Consider the following 19,023-nt stretch of genomic DNA (forward strand, 5'->3'; position numbering starts at 1 on the left):
CCGCTGGTATGAAGAGCGGCGTGGTTTGCAAAGGAAACGGGGCATATGGCGAGGCCATGAAACAGAATTTGGTGCCGCTTGCGGGCGGAGAGTTGAACAGGGCCGCGCATCTGAGAGCGAATGCTGCAGATTTGTGTGGGCGGGAAGATGCCGTGTTCGTGCCTTACTGGCGCGGGCGGGTGCCTTTGGATGCTGCGGGCAAACTTGCGTTTCTGACGCAAGATGCATTTCCCGAAATCATTAGGAATGACCTGTTCCTCGGAGTTTTGCCAAACGGGCAGCCCGTCTTCTCTCGCGATGTCAGTGAATTGGACGCCGAAGAGACCAAATCTGAGCCTGTGCAGTCTTCGCCGTGGTCGCATGTGAGTGTCGAATGTGCCGAACTGCCGGATATTACGTTTTACGATCTGCGGGTTGTGATGACGGAGTTGACGCCTCTGGAGGCAGAGATTGCAGGAACCGCCAGAGGCTTGTGCGAGTGGCACCGCACACACGGTTTTTGCGCCGCGTGTGGTGCGCGCACGGAGATGTCTCAGGGCGGATGGCAAAGGGATTGCCCGTCCTGTTCTGCCTCCCATTATCCGCGCACTGATCCGGTAGTGATCATGTTGGTCACTCACGGCAATTCTGTTTTGCTAGGCCGCAATCCCGCTTGGCCGGACCGGATGTATTCTCTGCTTGCGGGGTTTGTCGAACCGGGAGAGCCAATCGAGGCAGCCGTCCGGCGCGAGGTTTTTGAAGAGGCGGGGGTGCGCGTGGGGCAGGTGGACTATGTCACAAGCCAACCGTGGCCTTTTCCGGCATCGTTGATGCTGGGCTGTCGGGCGGTGGCAGTGAGCACAGAGATCACTGTCGATCCCGTTGAGATCGAGGATGCCCGCTGGGTTCGGCGCGAGGAGCTGGCCTGCGCCATGGCGGGTCAGCACCCCGAGATTTCCCCGCCAAGAAAAGGCGCAATTGCGCAGGTTCTCATGTCCAAGTGGCTTGCGGATTCTTGGGAATAAAGGAATAAATGCTTTGGGTAAGCTAACAGGTAATCAGGTATGAAATTTTCGACCCGTCAAGATATTGAAGCGCCCGCAGATTTTGTCTTCGGTCACATCACGGATTTCGAGGGGTTGGAGCGTCAGGCCATGCGGCGTGGGATTGATTTTTCCCGCAAGTCTCCGACGCAGCCCCGTGGTGTCGGCGCGGGATGGACGCTCAAAGTCCCGTTTCGTGGTAAGATGCGTGATCTGGATGCGGAAATCACCGAGTTTGACGCGCCGAATGTCCTGATGGCGATGGCTAAATCCGGCGGCCTCAATATGGAGATCACGACTGAGCTTGTGCCCCTGTCTGCGCAGCGCACACGGGTGACCTTCGGCTACGATGTGCGTCCTACGACTTTGTCGGCGCGTATTCTCGTGCAGTCGGTGAAATTCGCAAAATCAACCTTGCAGAAACGCTTCGAGAAGCGGGTGAAGACTTATTGCCAAAACCTGTCGGAGCAATACCAAGGGGCGCAGAGGGGCTGAACGCACCGCGCGTGCCTGCCTCGCCTGTCAATCGCTTGTTTCAAGCCCGTCGCGGGTCTGCCGGATAGACGCCAAGAATTTCCACCATTTCCGTGAAATACCCCAATTCATCAAGGGCGAAGCGGACATTTTCGTCCTCCGGATGGCCTTCGATATCGGCATAGAACTGTGTTGCCGTGAAGCCGCCATCCACCATATAGCTTTCCAGCTTTGTCATGTTGACGCCATTTGTGGCAAAACCGCCCATTGCTTTGTAAAGCGCGGCGGGAATGTTGCGGACGCGGAACATGAAGGCCGTGACCATTTTGTCGGCGCGACGGGTATAATCAGGCTCACGGGCCATAATCAGAAAGCGCGTGGTGTTCAGCTTGTGATCTTCGATGTGGCGTTCAAGCACATCAAGGCCGAAAATCTCGCCGGCCAGTTCGGAGGCAAAGGCACCGATGCTGGGGTCTCCCGCCTCTTTGACGGAGCGGGCGGCTGCGGCGTTGTCGGACCAGTTCGCGGTGGCAAGATCATGATCGCGCAAGAACCCGCGGGCTTGCCCCAAGAGGACAGACATGGCGCGGACGGTCTTGATGTCGGATGTTTTGGTGCCGGGCAGGCCCAACAGGTTCACGTGCACCCGAACGAAGGTTTCGTCGATGATATGAAGCCCCGAATCCGGCAGCAGGTGATAGACATCCTGCACACGTCCGTAGGTGGAATTTTCGACGGCGATCATGCCGAGATCGGCCGTGCCGGAGCGCACCGCCTCCATCGCATCTTCGAAAGACGGGCATGGAAGGGGCTCAAAATCCGGGCGCGCCTCGGTGCAGGCTTGATGGGAATAAGACCCCGGTTCTCCCTGAAATGCGATGCGACCGGTCATTTCGACCCCTTTTTGTTCGTTTGTACTGCGCTAACTTGTCCGAGCTTTGGTCTTATACCTTGAAATGAAGCATTGGAAGCGGGTAGATATCGCGCGACGAACCTATATGAACGGAACGCAATATGTTCAACACTATGACCCTTACCAAGATCGTGGGCGGCATCTGCGGCACATTCTTGATCTTCCTGCTTGGCAATTGGGCCGCTTCCTCTATCTACGCCATGGACGCCGCCGGACACGACGGCGAACACGTCCAAGCCTACGTTATCGCCACGGGCGATGAAGAGGTTGTGGAAGAAGACGTGGTCGAAGTGAGTTTCGAGGAACTTCTGGCATCCGCCGACGCCGGAAAAGGCGAGAAAGTCTTTGGCAAGTGCAGAGCCTGTCACAAGATTGATGGCTCCAACGGCACCGGACCGCATCTTGATGGTGTGTTCGGGCGCGAACTGGCTTCGGTTGATGGCTTCGCTTATTCCGATGCGATGTCCTCGCATGGTGGTGCTTGGGATGCAGAGGCTCTGAACGTCTATCTGACCAGCCCGAAAGATGCGATTCCCGGCAACAAAATGTCCTTTGCCGGTCTGAAGAAAATCGAAGATCGTGCAAATCTGGTGGCCTATCTCCAGTCGATCTCCGGCTGAACGGCCAACACATAGACTTGACGAGACCCCCATCGGCCGCACCGGTGGGGGTTTTGTTTGTGCACAGCTACGAGATCACGGAAATTCGAGCGTATGTAACTTGCATCCCGTGGCTGTGGCACATTACCGTCACCCCAAGTAGAAACTGACCAATCGCCTCGGTTACCGGAGACATGAATATGATCCAACGCCCTTTAGCCCGCGTCTTTGCACCTGTTTTGGCAACGCTTGGCCTTTTGTCGGGAGGCGCATGGGCACAAGAGCCGGAGGTCATCACCTCGACGTGGTATTCCGACTGGAACGAGGCGAAATATGCCGAGCCTTTCGATCATCTTGAATATGTGAATCCGGACGCTCCGAAAGGCGGCGAGATTTCTATCGGCATGGTGGGGACATTCGACAGTCTGAATCCGTTTTCGACCCTGTCGGGAACGCCGGCGGCTCTGTCCTCGTCCATGTATGAACGCCTTATGACCTCGACGGCGGATGAATATAAGGCGGTGAGCTATTGCCTGCTGTGCGAAACGATTGAGTATCCGGAGAGCAAGGACTGGGTGGTTTTCCACCTGCGCGATGATGTCACCTTTTCCGATGGCACACCGATGACCGCCGAAGATGTGGTTTTTACCCATAATAAGTTCATTGCCGAAGGCACACCGTCATGGCGCGCAGGCGTGTCTGCTATGATCAAATCGGTTGAGGCGCTGGACGCGCATACGGTGAAATTCACGTTCCAGCCGGACATCCCGCGCAGTGGTCTGATCGGTCAGGCCGGAGCGACAATCGTCATGAAGAAGGCATGGTTCGATGAAACCGGCGGGCGTTTGGACGAAAAACGCTACGAAACCCCGCCGGGGACTGCGCCCTATATGTTGACGGCCTATGATGCCGGCCAGTGGGTCGAATACAAACGCAACCCCGAGTATTGGGGGGCGGATCATCCGTTCAATGTGGGGCAATACAATTTCGACACCATCCGGGTGGTCTATTTCGGGGATACCATAGCGGCCTTTGAGGCGTTCAAAGCCGGAGAAATTACCTTCCGCCAGGAGTTTTCGTCTCTGAACTGGGCCACGGGGTATGATTTCCCCGCGCTGGAAAAGGGTTGGGTGAAAAAGGAGAGCCTGCACAACGGGAATATTCCGGGGGCATCGGGCTTTCTCTTCAATCTGCGACGCGACAAGTTTCAGGACCGCAATGTGCGTCTTGCGCTTGGGATGATGTATAATTTCACATGGACCAATGACACGCTGCAATACGGGCTGTTTTCACAGCGCGAGAGCTTCTGGCAGTCGCCGGAGCTGATGGCGACAGGTTTGCCGGAGGGCAAGGAGCTTGAGATTCTCGAAGCGGTGAAAGACGACCTGCCCGAAGAGATTTTCACTGAAGAGGCACTCTTGCCCCATACCTCCGGCGAGCGGTCTCTGGACCGGCGCAACATGCGCAAGGCGATGGCCCTGTTGGAGCAGGCGGGCTACACGCCCGGAGATGATGGCAAGATGCGCAATGCTGAGGGAGAGGTGCTTTCCGTCGAAATCCTGCATTACAACCCGTCTTGGGACCGGATCATCAAGCCTTATGTGGAAAACCTGAATGCGCTGGGCGTGGATGCGGCATATAACCGGATTGATCCGAACCAGTATCAGGCCCGCAAGCAGAGCTTCGATTATGATATGATCTATGACGGGTATAACAACGGATTCGAAGAAGGGTCAGGCTTCCTGCAAAAATACGGCTGCGAGGAAGTGGGCGATATTTTCAACCCTGCGGGATATTGTAACCCCGCTATCGAACATATCGGCGCGGAAATCCTCAAGGCGGACAGCTATGAAGACATGGCCGCTATGGTGCGTGCGGCGGACCGGATCATGCGTCATGACTATTTCATTGTGCCCGCGCATATGAACGACAGCTACTGGGTGGCGTATTACGACATGTATGAACACCCGTCTGAAGACAAAATGCCGCCTCTGGCCCTTGGCTATCTGGACTTCTGGTGGGCGAACGCGGATCGCGAAGCCGAATTGCGTGCAGAGGGTGCATTGAAGTAAGAGGGTCCGGAAAGACCGAAGCAGAGATAACAATCCGGTAAGGACGGTTTATGGGAGCCTATATTCTACGGCGTTTGCTGCTGATCATTCCGACATTGATCGGGATTATGGTGGTCAATTTCGCGCTGACACAATTCGTGCCCGGTGGTCCGATCGAACAGGTGCTCGCCAATTTGCAAGGCGAGGGCGATGTCTTCGAATCGATTACAGGCGGGCAGGGTGATGCCATCGGTGCGAAAGATCTGGAGAGCACGGCCTATCAAAGCGAATACGCCGGCGCGCGCGGTTTGCCGCCCGAGTTTATCGCGGATCTGGAGAAACAATTCGGTCTCGACAAGCCGCCTCTGGAGCGGTTCCTGTCGATGATGTGGAACTATATGCGTTTTGATTTTGGCGAGAGCTATTTCAAATCGGAGGAAGTGCTGGATCTCGTCTGGGACAAGCTGCCAGTGTCGGTGTCATTGGGGCTCTGGGCGACGCTGATTTCCTATCTCGTGTCCATTCCGCTTGGCATCCGCAAGGCGGTGAAGGACGGGTCGCAATTCGACACATGGACCTCCGGCATCATCATCGCGGCCTATGCGATCCCCGGGTTTCTGTTTGCCATCATGCTTCTGGTGCTCTTTGCCGGTGGCTCCTATTGGCAGATTTTCCCGCTGCGTGGCCTGACCTCGCCCAACTGGGACGAGTTGTCGCTTTTGGGCAAGATCGGGGACTATTTCTGGCACATCACCCTGCCTGTGGTGGCCTCTGTGATCTCGTCTTTCGCAACTCTGACGCTTTTGACGAAGAACTCTTTCCTCGACGAAATCCGCAAACAATATGTGGTGACGGCCAAGGCCAAGGGGCTACCCGAAAGCCGCGTTCTTTATGGTCATGTGTTCCGCAATGCGATGATGATCGTGATTGCGGGTTTTCCGGGGCTGTTCCTCGGGGTCTTTTTCGGCGGTTCGGTGATTATCGAAACGCTGTTCTCTTTGGATGGCTTGGGCCGCATGGGCTATGAGGCGGCACTCGCCCGCGACTATCCGGTGATCTTCGGGACGTTGTTCTTTTTCGGTCTCATCGGTTTGCTCATCGGCATCCTTTCGGACCTGATGTATGTCTTCGTGGATCCGCGTATCGACTTTGAGCGGAGGGATACATGAGACTGTCCGAACTCAACCGCCGCCGCTGGCGGAATTTCAAATCGAACCGGCGTTCCTATTGGTCGCTGATCATCTTCTCGATCCTGTTCGGCCTCTCGCTCTTTGCCGAGTTTCTGGCCAATGACAAACCGATCCTCGTGCAATATCGCGGCAGCTACTACACGCCGGTCTTCAAATTCTATCCCGAGACGGAGTTTGGCGGCGATTTCAGGACGGAAGCCGTTTACCGCTATCCCGAAGTGCAATGTCTCATTGAAACGGGTGGTCTGGTGGACTGTTTCGACGATCCCGAAGGCTATATCGAAGACGCGCAAGACGGCGAGATCAATGGCGAGAAGATCGAGAAGGGCTGGATGCTTTGGCCGCCCATTCGCTATTCCTTCAACACCCAGGTCGAAGGACCGGGAGCCGCGCCATCGCCGCCCACTTCGCAGAACTGGCTGGGCACGGATGACACCAAGCGCGATGTGGTCGCGCGGGTGATCTATGGCTTCCGCCTGTCGATCTTTTTCACACTTGTGGTCTCCGTCGCGTCTTCGCTTGTCGGGGTTGTCGCAGGCGCCATTCAGGGCTTTTTCGGTGGCCGCACGGATTTGATTTTCCAACGCGTGCTGGAAATCTGGGGGGCGATGCCCTCGCTCTATGTGATCATCATTCTCTTTGCCATTCTGGGGCGAAGTTTCTGGCTCTTGGTCTTTGTCACCATTCTGTTCGGCTGGACCGCTCTGGTCGGGGTGGTGCGTGCCGAATTCCTGCGGGCGCGGAATTTCGAATATATTCGCGCGGCGCGGGCCTTGGGGGTTGGAAGCTGGACCATCATGTTCCGTCACATGCTGCCCAATGCGATGGTGGCAACGCTGACCATGCTGCCCTTCATCGTGACGGGAAATATCGGCACGCTGGCCGCGCTGGATTTTCTGGGCTTCGGCTTGCCTAGCTCTTACCCCTCTCTGGGCGAGTTGACTCTACAGGCCAAGCAGAACCTTCAGGCCCCGTGGCTCGGTTTCACGGCCTTTTTCACCTATGCCATCATGCTCTCGCTTCTGGTCTTCATATTCGAAGGCGTGCGGGATGCGTTTGATCCAAGGAAAACCTTTCGATGAGCCTTTTGGAATATAAAGACCTGCGTGTGGGATTCCAGCAGGACGGACAGACCGTCGAGGCGGTGAAAGGCGTGAGCTTTTCCATCGAGAAGGGCGAAACCGTGGCGCTTGTGGGCGAATCCGGTTCCGGCAAATCCGTGACCGCGCTGTCCTGTGTGAACCTCTTGCCGGACACTTCCGTGACCACCGGCTCGATCACCTATCAGGGCCAAGAGCTTGTGGGAGCCTCGGAGAAAGCTCTACGCAAGCTCAGGGGCAATGACATCAGCTTTATTTTCCAAGAGCCGATGACCTCGCTCAACCCGCTGCATACGCTGGAAAAACAGTTGACCGAGGTTTTGCTGATCCACCACGGCATGACCGGAGAGCCTGCCCGTCAGCGGGTGATCGAATTGCTCACTCAGGTCGGCATACATGAGCCGGAAAGCCGTCTCAAAGACTACCCGCACCAGCTCTCCGGCGGGCAGAGGCAGCGGATCATGATTGCTATGGCGCTTGCGAACCGGCCTGATCTCTTGATTGCGGACGAGCCGACCACGGCGCTTGATGTGACCATTCAGGCGCAGATTCTCGAACTCTTGCGTGATCTCAAAAGCGAGTTGGGCATGTCCATGCTCTTCATCACCCACGATCTCAACATCGTGCGCAAAATCGCGGATCGGGTCTGTGTGATGAAGGATGGTGAAATTGTCGAGACCGGCGTGACGACGGAAATTTTCGACAATCCGCAGCATCCTTACACGCAAATGCTTCTGGCCGCCGAGGCCACGGGCCACCCCGCCCCCGTGCCCGAAGGCGCAGAGGTCGTGGCCGAGACCAAGGATTTGCGCATCTGGTTCCCGATCCAGCGCGGTTTCCTGCGCAAAACTGTGGGTCATGTGAAGGCGGTGAATGCCGCGACCCTTTCTGTGCGCGAAGGCGAGACCATCGGCATTGTCGGGGAATCCGGCTCGGGCAAAACCACGCTTGCGCTGGCCATGATGCGGCTGATTTCGTCGCAAGGGCCTGTGGTGGTGTTGGGCAAAGACATTCAGGGCTGGTCCAACCGTCAATTGCGCGCGATGCGGGCGGATATGCAGATTGTGTTTCAGGATCCCTATGGCTCTCTGTCGCCCCGTATGACGGTGGAGCAGATCATTGCCGAGGGTCTGGGGGTGCATCATGTCGAGGGCTATGCCTCGCAAGAGCAGGCCGTGATCGACATTATGCGTGAGGTTGGTCTCGATCCCGAAACGCGCCACCGGTATCCACATGAGTTTTCCGGCGGTCAGCGTCAGAGGATCGCCATTGCGCGGGCCATGATCCTGCGTCCGCGTCTGCTGGTGCTGGATGAGCCGACATCGGCGCTCGACATGACGGTTCAGGTGCAAATTGTGGAACTGTTGCGCCGCCTTCAGGTAAGCCACAAGCTCGCCTATCTCTTCATCTCCCATGACCTGCGCGTGGTGCGGGCGCTGTCTCATAAGGTGCTTGTGATGAAACGCGGCGATGTGGTCGAGGCGGGCTCGGCCGAAGAGATTTTCAATGCGCCGAAAGAACCCTACACCCGCGCGCTCGTCAGTGCAGCGCTGGATTTGAAGGTGGAAGACGGGGCAGGGGTCTAAGAACCACCTGTCTCTTTTGCGACCTTGACTGTGCGTGTGTTGAAACGTGACGGGTTGTGACCATTGACATCGCTTGGTTCTTCCCTGAAAAGATAACAGGTTTCAGGGCCGTTAGCTCATCTGGATAGAGCGCCAAATTCCTAATTTGGAGGCAGCAGGTTCGAGTCCCGCACGGCCCACCATTCCCGCATAACGGTGCGCGTTAAGGGTAATAGCCTCAACTACAGCATGTTAGCGTTAACGGCTTTTATGCGCCCCAGATGGACAAGCCCGTTTTTTGATGTAAACTGTAGATGTTATAAACAGGCTGGAGGGTCAGGTCATGTCGCAAGGTTCAGGAAATACACCTCCCAAAAGGCCGCTTACCCTCCGCGATGTGTCCGAAGCTTCCGGCGTTTCCGAGATGACCGTCAGTCGCGTCCTCAGAAATCGCGGTGATGTTTCCGAGGCTACACGCGCGAAAGTTTTGGAAGCGGCCCGGGAACTCGGGTATGTGCCGAACAAGATTGCGGGCGCACTTGCGTCCAGTCGGGTGAACCTTGTGGCCGTGATTATCCCGTCCATGTCGAACATGGTCTTTCCAGAAGTAATGACCGGCATCAATGACGTACTTGAGGGAACGGAGCTTCAGGCGGTTGTGGGCATCACGAATTACAAACCGGAGCGCGAAGAAACGGTTTTGTATCAGATGCTCTCGTGGCGCCCCTCCGGTGTGATCATCGCAGGGTTGGAACATACCGAAGCGGCCAAAGCCATGATGGGCGCAGCGGGTATTCCGATTGTCGAAATCATGGATACTGATGGTGAGGCGATCGATTCCGCAGTCGGCATTTCCCATCGGCGCGCGGGCCGGAAAATGGCGCAGGCGATCATTGATGCGGGTTACAAGCGGATCGGGTTTCTGGGCACAAAAATGCCGCTTGATCACCGTGCCCGCAAACGGTTCGAGGGCTTCACCGAAGTTCTCGCCAAATCCGGTCTGGAGATCTCCGATAGCGAATTCTATTCCGGCGGCTCCGCGCTCAAGAAGGGGCGCGAGATGACCGAGGCCATTCTCAAGAGAAACGTCGAAGAGCCTTTGGATTTCCTGTATTATTCCAACGATATGATTGGAGCTGGCGGCCTTATGTATTGTCTCGACAACGGCATAGATGTGCCGGGGGACATCGGGCTTGCGGGGTTCAACGGGATCGAATTTCTCGACGGTTTGCCGCGCAAGCTGGCGACGATGGATGCCTGTCGTCTTGAAATCGGGCGTGCTGCGGCGGAGATTATTGCCAAGCGCGTCGAAAGTGACGGGTCCGCCGGCGGCGAGATCATCACATTGGAGCCATCGCTCGAAATCGGTGATACGTTGAAGCGGAAGAAAAAGCCGGTTTGAGACGTTAAGACCGCAAACTGTCTGCATTTGCGACGATTCCAGCAACTTTATTCATCTGCGCACAGGCGTTCGTGACTGGAAATGTCGCGACGAAAGCCTTATGCAACGACAACCCCGTCCGTTAAGGCGGATAAATGACGTACACATAACGAAAGCCAACACCATGCCACATTACAGATCCCGCCGCTCGACCCATGGCAGGAATATGGCCGGTGCCCGCGGACTTTGGCGCGCAACCGGCATGACCGATGGAGACTTTGGTAAGCCGATTATCGCGGTCGTGAACTCCTTCACGCAATTCGTGCCCGGCCACGTCCATCTCAAGGATCTCGGCCAGATGGTTGCCCGCGAGATCGAGAAGTCCGGCGGTGTGGCGAAGGAGTTCAACACCATTGCTGTCGATGATGGCATCGCCATGGGGCATGACGGGATGCTCTATTCCCTGCCGTCGCGCGAAGTCATCGCGGATAGCGTGGAATATATGGTCAACGCCCATTGTGCGGATGCGATGGTCTGTATCTCCAACTGCGACAAGATCACGCCTGGTATGATGATGGCCGCGATGCGCCTGAACATTCCTGTGATCTTCGTCTCCGGTGGTCCGATGGAAGCGGGCAAAATCGATATTGCCGACCTCGATATGACAAAGGTCGATCTCGTCGATGCAATGGTTGCGGCGGCCAATGACGATTTCACCGATGCGCAGGTTCAACATATTGAAGAGAATGCCTGCCCGACCTGCGGGTCGTGCTCGGGTATGTTTACCGCCAACTCGATGAACTGTCTGGCCGAAGCGCTGGGTCTCGCGCTGCCGGGGAACGGTTCGACGCTTGCAACCCATGCGGACCGCAAAAACCTGTTCCTCGAAGCCGGTCGCAAGATCGTCGAGATCACCAAGCGCCACTATGAGGGCGAGGAAAAAGGGTTCTTGCCGCGCGAGATTGCGACATTCGAAGCCTTCGAGAACGCCATGTCTTTGGACATTGCGATGGGCGGCTCCACGAACACGGTTCTGCACCTCTTGGCAATTGCGCATGAGGGTAAGGTCGATTTCACCATGCAGGACATTGACCGCTTGTCTCGCAAAGTGCCCTGTTTGTGTAAGGTCGCCCCCAACATTCCGAACGTCCATATGGAAGACGTGCACCGTGCAGGTGGTATATTCTCCATTCTGGGCGAGATGTTGCGCGGCGGCTTACTTCATGGAGATGCCCGCACGGTGCATTCGGAAAGCCTGGCGGCTGCGATTGCCAAGTGGGACATCAAGGTTGCCAACAATCCCGAGGCCGAGACGCTGTTCAAAGCGGCGCCCGGTGGTGTACGCACGACACAGGCATTCTCCACGGAGAACCGCTACAAGGAACTTGATACCGACCGCGAAAACGGCGTGATCCGTTCCGTCGAACATGCTTTCTCTAAAGAGGGCGGATTGGCTGTCCTGTTCGGCAATATCGCCGAGCGTGGCTGTATCGTGAAAACGGCGGGTGTGGATGACAGCATCCTGAAATTCACGGGCACCGCTCATGTGTTTGAATCACAGGACGACGCTGTTGAAGGCATTCTGACGCGCAAGGTCAAAGCCGGCGAGATTGTCATCATTCGCTACGAAGGTCCGCAAGGCGGTCCGGGGATGCAGGAAATGCTTTACCCGACCTCCTATCTGAAATCCAAAGGTCTCGGCAAGAAATGCGCGCTTTTGACCGACGGACGGTTCTCTGGCGGGACCTCCGGTCTTTCCATCGGACACGCGTCTCCCGAAGCCGCCGAGGGCGGTGTGATCGGGTTGGTCGAGAGCGGCGATGTGATCGAGATCGACATTCCGAACCGCTCGATCCAGCTCAAGGTTGACGATGCCACACTGGCCGCGCGCCGCGAGGCCAAAGGTCCGCTACCATGGAAACCCGCGAAACCGCGTCCGCGTGCCGTGTCCACCGCCCTCAAGGCCTACGCGATGTTTGCCTCTTCGGCAGACAAGGGCGGTGTGCGAATCTTGCCGGATGAGGCGGAATAAGGCTTTTATCCTGTCATAGATTACGAAACGCCGCTCTGTTCAGGGCGGCGTTTTGCTTTGGGGCCTCACCAACTCGGTGTTGCTGGTTCTCACGCGGGCCTTAGCGGCGGGCGGTCATCAATGGCTGATCGGCACCGTAGAGGATCAGCGCACCCGTTTCGTCAATGTCAAAGCGGTCTACGTTGGACAGAGCGTCCAGAACACGAGCCTCCTGCTGCATCTGCGCTTCCGGACACATCATTCTCGTTGCAGCCAAAGGACCGAACCTCAACCCTTCGCCGGTTAGTTCGAAGCCGCCCGTGAAACGGTTGCAGCCTGTGGAGCCGGACACTTGCATGTCCTGAAAGGCGAGGGTGGCAGGAGTGGCGTCGATAACCTCGGTTCCGGCAACTTCTTCGATCTGCCATTCAGGGCCGGATAGCAAATCGGCGGGCGCACCGGCGCAGCCGCGCAGCGTGGTTTCGCCCAGACTGAGGACAGCACTTTCGGGGTAGGTCTGGCCACTCATGTCGTCGTGGCAGATTTCGGAACGGATCGTGAGGCCGAAGGTCTCCATGTCATAGGTCAGCCCATGCACGGCAACCTGTGCGGGCGGCAGATCGCCCTCAATTACCGTTTCGCCATAGTCCAATTCGGCGCGAAACCGGCCCTCTTCAACAGAGATACGCCATCCGGGTTCATTGCCATGCGCCACCCACGGGTGATCGGATGTTTGCAGGGTGCAGTCCATATCCGCCTCCCCCCATGTCAAACGCGCTTTATTGCCTTTGCTCCAGAATTCGGCTTTCTCCGCCTCGTTGACATAGCGGGCACCGGAGGCAGAGATGGCCTCTTCCAAAATCAGAACACGTCCGCCCAGATCAAGGATCGCTGCGTCCTGTGCAAATCCGACACGACCAAAGGCGCCATCACAAAGAACCTGTGTGTTAAAGCCTGTCGGCATACCGCCCGCCAGAGCCGGCGCGGACACAGTTAAAAAACCAAGACAATAAAAAAGACCAGAAACCTGCATGACGTCCTCACTTATATCAAACCCCTCGAAGAATAGGGGAAAGCCCGAAGGGCGTCCATGATGAGACACATCACGTCTTTGCGTCGGTCATTTCCCGCCACAGGCACAAAGCCGCGTAGGGCTTGCACTTCTGTCAAATGCGCCCTAGCTTCGCCCTCACCTCGGGGTGCCCGTGTCTGACACGGCTGAGATGCACACTGCGAACCCGTTGAACCTGAACCGGCTAACACCGGCGGAGGGAAGGTATCAGCACTTTACGGCTGCCCTTTTTCTTCGCCCATATTGTATGGAGCGAGCCATGAAATATGGTCTAACCCTAGCAGCCATGCTGGCTGCGACCTCTGCTTCGGCAGAAACGCTTACTGTTTATGCGCCAGATTACTTTGCTTCCGAATGGGGCCCCGGTCCTGCGATCAAGGCAGCATTCGAGGCGCAATGTGATTGCGAACTTGAATATGTGACCGGAGATGTCCTGCCGCGTCTGCGTCTTGAAGGTGCGCGCACGAAGGCCGATGTCGCCATTGGTATCAATGTGGATGCGATGAAACAGGCGCGCGAAACGGGGCTCTTTGCGCCGCACGACGTTGACCTGTCGCCGTTGACCATGCCGATTGAGTGGACAGACGAGACATTCCTGCCGTTTGACTGGTCTTTTGCGGCTTTCGTCTATGACAATACGAAAATCACCAATCCGCCGACGTCTTTCGAGGAATTGGTGAATTCGGAAGAAGACTGGAAAATTGCCATTCAGGACCCGCGCACATCAAGCTCTGGTCTGACGCTTGTGCTGTGGGGGCATGAGGTCTTTGGCGATGATGTGGAAGAGGCATGGGCCAAGCTTGCCCCCAAAGTGACCACCGTGACCAAGGGCTGGTCCGAAGCCTATGGCATGTTCACCGACGGGCAGGTGGATATGGTGCTCTCCTATACCGTCTCGCCTGCCTATCATATCATCGCGGAAGAGGACGAGACCAAGTCGGCGGCTTTGTTCGACGAAGGGCATTATATGTCGGTTGAGTTGACCGCGAAGCTTGCGGGCACGGATCAGCCGGAACTGGCGGATGCCTTCATGAATTTTGTGCTCTCCCCCGCGTTTCAGGAGATCATCCCTACCGCCAACTGGTCCTATCCTGCGGCCTTGCCGAAGGAACAATGGCCTGATGCTTTTTCACAGTTGAACTATCCGGAGAAAGCCATCCTTCTGGGAGAAGACGAGGCTGCGGCCTTGCGCGATGAAGCGATTGCCGAATGGCGCGCCGCATTTTCCCGATAGCGCTCTGGCCTGGTCTCATTGCGGCGGCTCTGGTCGCCGCTTTGAGTTTCGGGACACTGGTTGCGGTTGCCTTGCGCGCGGAGAGTTTCTCTGCGCTCTCGGAATTCGACTGGATGGCGGTGCGGTTTACCGTGGCGCAGGCGCTGCTCTCGGCGTTTCTCTCGGTCGCTTTCGCCATCCCCGCCGCCCGTGCCTTGGCGCGTCGGAGCTTTCCGGGGCGGGGTGTGTTGATTACTTTGCTGGGCGCACCGTTTATCCTGCCGACGATTGTTGCAATCCTCGGTTTGACGGCTGTATTCGGCCAGTCCGGTTTCGTCTCCAAACTGCTGCTTTGGGCCGGATTGGAGCCGATTTCTATCTATGGTTTTCACGGCGTGATCTTGGCGCATGTGTTCTACAACCTGCCACTGGCAACGCGACTGCTCCTTCAGGGCTGGGGGGCGATCCCCGCAGAGCGGTTTCGTCTCGCATCTTCCCTGCATTTCGGACCGTCGGAAGTCTTTCGCCATATTGAGCGACCGATGCTCAAAGAGATTATCCCCGGCGCCTTCACCGTTATCTTCCTGATTTGCACAACATCTTTCGCCGTAGCATTGACCTTTGGTGGAGGGCCGAAGGCGACGACTGTTGAACTCGCGATCTACGAGGCCTTCCGCTATGACTTCAATCTCGGAAAAGCATCGCTCCTCGCGCTTGTTCAGGTAGTGATCTGTGCGCTGGCTGTTGCTGCCTCGCTTAAATTCAGAGTGCCACAGATGGGTGCGGGCGGTCTCAACAGGGTGGTGCAGAGGTTTGATGCCATGACCTTGCGGACGCGAGTGGTTGATCTGTTCTGGATTGTCGCTGTCAGCCTGTTCCTCCTGATGCCGCTTCTGGCCATTGCGCTGCGTGGTGCGGCGGGGATGGCCGATCTGCCTGCCTCGATCTGGGGGGCGGCGCTCCGATCCATTGCGACGGCATTGGGCTCTGCTGCTTTGGCGATTCTCCTGTCGCTCGCTCTGGCGCTTTCTGCGATGCGCTGGCGAGGGCTGGAGATCATCGGCATGTCGTCTATTGCCGCGTCTCCTCTGGTGATGGGCACAGGGCTTTATATCGTGCTCTTTGCCTTGACCGATCCGGCGGATTGGGCGCTGCCCATCACGGCTCTGGTCAATGCGGTGATGTCGATGCCGTTTATCTTGCGCGCATTGGGGCCGGCGCTGGCGGGTGCTGAGCGGGATTACGGGCGTTTGGCGAATAGTCTTGGCGTGACGGGGCTGAACCGGCTGCGTCTCATCCTTCTGCCGCGTTTGCGCGTTGCGATGGGGTTCTCTGCCGGATTGGCGGCGGCCCTCTCGATGGGTGACTTGGGAGTGATCGCGCTTTTCGCCAGACCTGAAGCTGCGACACTACCTTTGCAAATCTACCGTCTCATGGGGTCCTATCGCATAGACCAAGCGATGGGAGCGGCATTGCTGCTTCTAGGGCTGAGTTTGGGTCTGTTTTATATCTTTGATCGTTGGGGGAAGCATCGTGCTTGAATTGCAATCCATCCGCCTCACGCAGGGGGATTTCACACTATCTGCGGATTGTGTGATTCCTGCGGGTGCGCGCGTGGCGGTGATCGGGCCGTCTGGCGCGGGTAAGTCCACGTTGCTGTCCGTGATCGGCGGATTTGAAACCCCTGACGCAGGCCGCATGTTATGGGACGGGGTGGACCTGACGCAAGCGTTGCCGCATGAGCGCCCGATTGCGCATCTGTTTCAGGATAACAACCTTTTCGCTCATATGTCGGCGGCTGAAAATGTCGGCTTGGGGATAAGGCCAAATCTGCGCCTAACCGAAGCGGAGAAAGCCCGCGTCACGGATGCACTGGCTGCGGTTGGTTTGTCCGGTCTGGAGGGGCGGCGCCCGGCAGAGCTGTCCGGCGGGCAACAAAGCCGTGTCGCGCTTGCGCGGGTGCTGGTGCAGGAAAAGCCTATCATCCTGCTGGACGAGCCGTTCTCGGCACTCGGGCCAGCCATGCGCGGCGAGATGATCGGTTTGGCCAAAGAGGTTAGTGAACGTCTTGGCGCGACGATGTTGATGGTCACCCATGACATTGCGGATGTGGACCGGTTTGCCGATCTGGTGATTTGGATCGAGGATGGTCAGTGTCAGCCACCGCGCGACTGGGGTGAGATGAAAGCCAATCCGCCACAGGGGCTCAAAAGCTACATTGGAACATGAAAAAAGCGCCCCAAATCGGGGCGCTTTCTTTTGGTGCTTGGTCGCAGGCGTCAGAGCGTGGTCTTTTTGCCTTTGTGCGGTGCCCAGAGCTTTTTGTTCGTGAGATACAAAAGCGAGGTCAGCAGCACGAGGAAGGTGACAGCCACAAATCCGGCCTTCTTCCGCGCCATCATTTTCGGCTCAGCGGCCCACATCAGGAATGCCGCAATATCCTCGGCCTCATGATGCAGTTCGTTGGAGTGACCGTCGGCAAATTCGACGTCTTCTCCGTAGAGCGGCGGGGCCATTGCGATCCAGCCGGTCGAAAAGGCGGTGTTTTCGTAATAGGTGGTGCCCGCTTCGACTTTCTCCTCACCGGTGTAACCGGTCAGAATTGCGACGATATATTCGGGGCCACCAATGCCTTTTAGGAACTGGTTGATACCTGTGCCTGCCGGTCCGTGAAAACCCGCACGCGCTTTGGCCATCAACGAAAGGTCCGGCGCGTTTTGGGAATTGTTGGCCGGAAAGTGATCGTTCGATGTCAACGGACGGGCTGCACCCTCGTCATAATCGAAAAGGTGCATGTTGGAGGCTTCGTCTGCCACGAAAAGCTGTGACGCGTAAGCGCGCACCTGCTCTTCAGGCAGCGCAGGGCCACCTTCGTCGGCCAGTGTCCTGATGGGCACGAATTTCATGCCGTGGCAGGAGGAACAAACCTCGGTGTAGATTTGCAAGCCCCGTTGCAACTGCATCTGGTCGTATTTGCCGAACGGGCCTTCGAAAGAGAAGTCCACGTCATGAATATGCCCGCCTTCGCCAGCAGCCAGAGCGGCTGTGGCAGAAAGACCCAGAGCGGTGAGGGCGGAGAGGGTAAGTTGTTTGATCATTGTCCCTGTTTCCTTTCTCACTCTGCCGCGTCCGGGTAGTGGGACGCGAAATCTTCTTCGATTGAAGCCGGAAGCGGAGCCGGTTTCTCGATCACGCCCAGAAGCGGGAGGATCACGAAGAAGTAGGCGAACCAATAGGTCGCGCCGATCAGCGAGATATACGGGTAGATGCCATCGGTCGGCATGGCGCCAACCCACATCAATACGACGAAGTCCACGGCCAGAAGCCAGAACCACCATTTGAACATCGGACGGTATTTGCCCGAACGCACGGACGAGGTGTCGAGCCACGGCACGAGAGCCATAGCGATAATTGCGCCGAACATGGCCAGAACACCGAAGAACTTTGCATCGACGATGCCACCGGTCAGAAAGGAGACGGCTTGCACGGCCCAGACATCAGCGGTGAAGGCCCGCAGGATTGCGTAGAACGGCAGGAAGTACCATTCGGGCACAATATGCGCAGGGGTCGAAAGCGGGTTGGCTTCGAGGTAGTTGTCGGGGTGGCCGAGGTAGTTTGGCATAAAGCCGACGACAGCGAAGAAGACAACCAGCACAACGCCGAGGGCGAAGAGGTCCTTGATCACGAAATAGGGCCAGAAGGGCAGGGTGTCTTTCTTGGCTTCTTCTTTCGACGTGCGGCGCACTTCTACACCTGTCGGGTTGTTGTTGCCGGTATTGTGGAAGGCCCAGATGTGGACGATCACAAGAGCGGCAATCACGAAGGGCAGCAGGTAGTGCAGGGAGAAGAAGCGGTTCAGCGTCGCGTTGTCCACGGCCGGTCCACCCAGAAGCCATGTCTGGATCGGCTCACCGATAAACGGAATAGCGCCGAAGAGACCGGTAATCACGGTTGCACCCCAGAAGGACATTTGCCCCCAAGGCAGAACGTAGCCCATGAAACCTGTGGCCATCATCAAAAGGTAGATGATCATGCCGATGATCCATGTGATTTCGCGCGGGGCTTTATAGGAGCCGTAGTAGAGGCCGCGGAAAATGTGCAGATACACAGCAAGGAAGAACAACGAAGCGCCGTTGGCATGCAGGTAGCGCAGCATATGCCCGCCGTTCACGTCACGCATGATGTGCTCGACAGAGGCAAAGGCCAGATCGACATGCGGTGTGTAATGCATCACCAGAACAATGCCGGTGACAATTTGAAGCCCGAGGCAGAAGGCCAGAACGATGCCCCAGATCCACATCCAGTTCAGGTTCTTGGGTGTGGGGATCATGAGTGTATCGTAAACGAGACCAATGACCGGCAGACGGCTGTTGATTGCCTTCTCGATACCAGTCTTCGGTTCATAATGATCGTGCGGAATACCAGACATAAG

The 19,023-nt window shown here is 56.9% G+C and carries 16 protein-coding genes, 1 tRNA gene and 1 riboswitch; of the genes, 13 read left to right on the forward strand and 4 right to left on the reverse strand.

The features are described from left to right. Positions 1–56 precede the first annotated feature (56 nt). Positions 57–1,004, forward strand: coding sequence for an NAD(+) diphosphatase (gene nudC, locus BM152_RS15110; RefSeq protein ID WP_066602448.1), 948 nt, complete (start codon positions 57–59; stop codon positions 1,002–1,004). A 39-nt stretch (positions 1,005–1,043) separates the two neighbouring features. After that, positions 1,044–1,517 carry an SRPBCC family protein gene (locus BM152_RS15115; protein ID WP_066602332.1) on the forward strand — a complete coding sequence of 158 codons (474 nt, stop codon included), beginning with the start codon at positions 1,044–1,046 and terminating at the stop codon, positions 1,515–1,517. Positions 1,518–1,557: 40 nt separating this feature from the next. Here BM152_RS15115 and BM152_RS15120 read toward each other — a convergent pair whose 3' ends face one another. Next, on the reverse strand, positions 1,558–2,388 hold the full coding sequence (locus BM152_RS15120; protein WP_066602327.1) for a prephenate dehydratase: 831 nt from the start codon (positions 2,386–2,388) through the stop codon (positions 1,558–1,560). A 122-nt stretch (positions 2,389–2,510) separates the two neighbouring features. On the opposite strand from BM152_RS15120, the gene BM152_RS15125 reads away from it, so the two are divergent. The 8 genes from BM152_RS15125 (at position 2,511) to ilvD (ending at position 12,327) form a co-directional block, all read left to right on the forward strand. Further along, a complete protein-coding gene (locus BM152_RS15125; protein WP_066602318.1) occupies positions 2,511–3,029 on the forward strand; it encodes a c-type cytochrome in 519 nt (172 codons plus the stop codon). Positions 3,030–3,208: 179 nt separating this feature from the next. Continuing rightward, positions 3,209–5,080: an extracellular solute-binding protein gene (locus BM152_RS15130; protein ID WP_066602315.1), complete on the forward strand. Its 1,872-nt coding sequence runs from the start codon at positions 3,209–3,211 to the stop codon at positions 5,078–5,080. A 50-nt stretch (positions 5,081–5,130) separates the two neighbouring features. Then, complete coding sequence (locus tag BM152_RS15135; protein ID WP_066602310.1) at positions 5,131–6,228, forward strand: microcin C ABC transporter permease YejB; 1,098 nt, start codon at positions 5,131–5,133, stop codon at positions 6,226–6,228. After that, the gene (locus BM152_RS15140) at positions 6,225–7,331 is read left to right on the forward strand and encodes an ABC transporter permease (protein ID WP_066602307.1); all 1,107 of its coding nucleotides are present in this window, start codon (positions 6,225–6,227) and stop codon (positions 7,329–7,331) included. The genes BM152_RS15135 and BM152_RS15140 overlap by 4 nt, the downstream gene beginning before the upstream one ends. Then, positions 7,328–8,935 carry an ABC transporter ATP-binding protein gene (locus tag BM152_RS15145; protein ID WP_066602304.1) on the forward strand — a complete coding sequence of 536 codons (1,608 nt, stop codon included), beginning with the start codon at positions 7,328–7,330 and terminating at the stop codon, positions 8,933–8,935. The genes BM152_RS15140 and BM152_RS15145 overlap by 4 nt, the downstream gene beginning before the upstream one ends. A 105-nt stretch (positions 8,936–9,040) precedes the next feature. Next, a tRNA-Arg gene (locus BM152_RS15150) sits at positions 9,041–9,117 on the forward strand. Between the two features lie 140 nt (positions 9,118–9,257). Beyond that, positions 9,258–10,316, forward strand: a complete 1,059-nt coding sequence (locus BM152_RS15155; RefSeq protein ID WP_066602301.1) for a LacI family DNA-binding transcriptional regulator — start codon at positions 9,258–9,260, stop codon at positions 10,314–10,316. A 163-nt stretch (positions 10,317–10,479) separates the two neighbouring features. After that, positions 10,480–12,327, forward strand: a complete 1,848-nt coding sequence (gene ilvD, locus BM152_RS15160; protein WP_066602293.1) for a dihydroxy-acid dehydratase — start codon at positions 10,480–10,482, stop codon at positions 12,325–12,327. A 100-nt stretch (positions 12,328–12,427) separates the two neighbouring features. Here ilvD and BM152_RS15165 read toward each other — a convergent pair whose 3' ends face one another. After that, positions 12,428–13,297 carry an META domain-containing protein gene (locus tag BM152_RS15165; RefSeq protein WP_158527964.1) on the reverse strand — a complete coding sequence of 290 codons (870 nt, stop codon included), beginning with the start codon at positions 13,295–13,297 and terminating at the stop codon, positions 12,428–12,430. A 194-nt stretch (positions 13,298–13,491) separates the two neighbouring features. Continuing rightward, positions 13,492–13,597, forward strand: a riboswitch (TPP riboswitch). Between the two features lie 40 nt (positions 13,598–13,637). On the opposite strand from BM152_RS15165, the gene thiB reads away from it, so the two are divergent. From thiB to BM152_RS15180, 3 genes are read left to right on the forward strand one after another with little or no spacing between them, the layout of a single operon-like run. Beyond that, a complete protein-coding gene (gene thiB, locus BM152_RS15170) occupies positions 13,638–14,612 on the forward strand; it encodes a thiamine ABC transporter substrate binding subunit (protein ID WP_066602287.1) in 975 nt (324 codons plus the stop codon). Continuing rightward, positions 14,588–16,132 (forward strand): ABC transporter permease family protein, encoded by a 1,545-nt coding sequence (locus BM152_RS15175; protein WP_066602285.1) that lies wholly within the window; start codon positions 14,588–14,590, stop codon positions 16,130–16,132. The genes thiB and BM152_RS15175 overlap by 25 nt, the downstream gene beginning before the upstream one ends. After that, positions 16,125–16,820 (forward strand): thiamine ABC transporter ATP-binding protein, encoded by a 696-nt coding sequence (locus tag BM152_RS15180; protein WP_066602283.1) that lies wholly within the window; start codon positions 16,125–16,127, stop codon positions 16,818–16,820. The genes BM152_RS15175 and BM152_RS15180 overlap by 8 nt, the downstream gene beginning before the upstream one ends. Before the next feature lie 50 nt (positions 16,821–16,870). On the opposite strand, the gene BM152_RS15185 is transcribed toward BM152_RS15180, so the two are convergent. Together BM152_RS15185 and petB are read right to left on the reverse strand one after the other, a co-directional pair. After that, entirely contained in the window at positions 16,871–17,689 is an 819-nt protein-coding gene (locus tag BM152_RS15185) for a cytochrome c1 (RefSeq protein ID WP_066602279.1), read from the reverse strand. 17 nt (positions 17,690–17,706) lie between these two features. Continuing rightward, complete coding sequence (gene petB, locus BM152_RS15190) at positions 17,707–19,020, reverse strand: cytochrome b (RefSeq protein WP_066602276.1); 1,314 nt, start codon at positions 19,018–19,020, stop codon at positions 17,707–17,709. Between the last annotated feature and the right edge of the window lie 3 nt (positions 19,021–19,023).

It is taken from the genome of Celeribacter halophilus (genome assembly GCF_900114135.1).
GTDB classification, from domain to species: Bacteria; Pseudomonadota; Alphaproteobacteria; order Rhodobacterales; family Rhodobacteraceae; genus Celeribacter; species Celeribacter halophilus.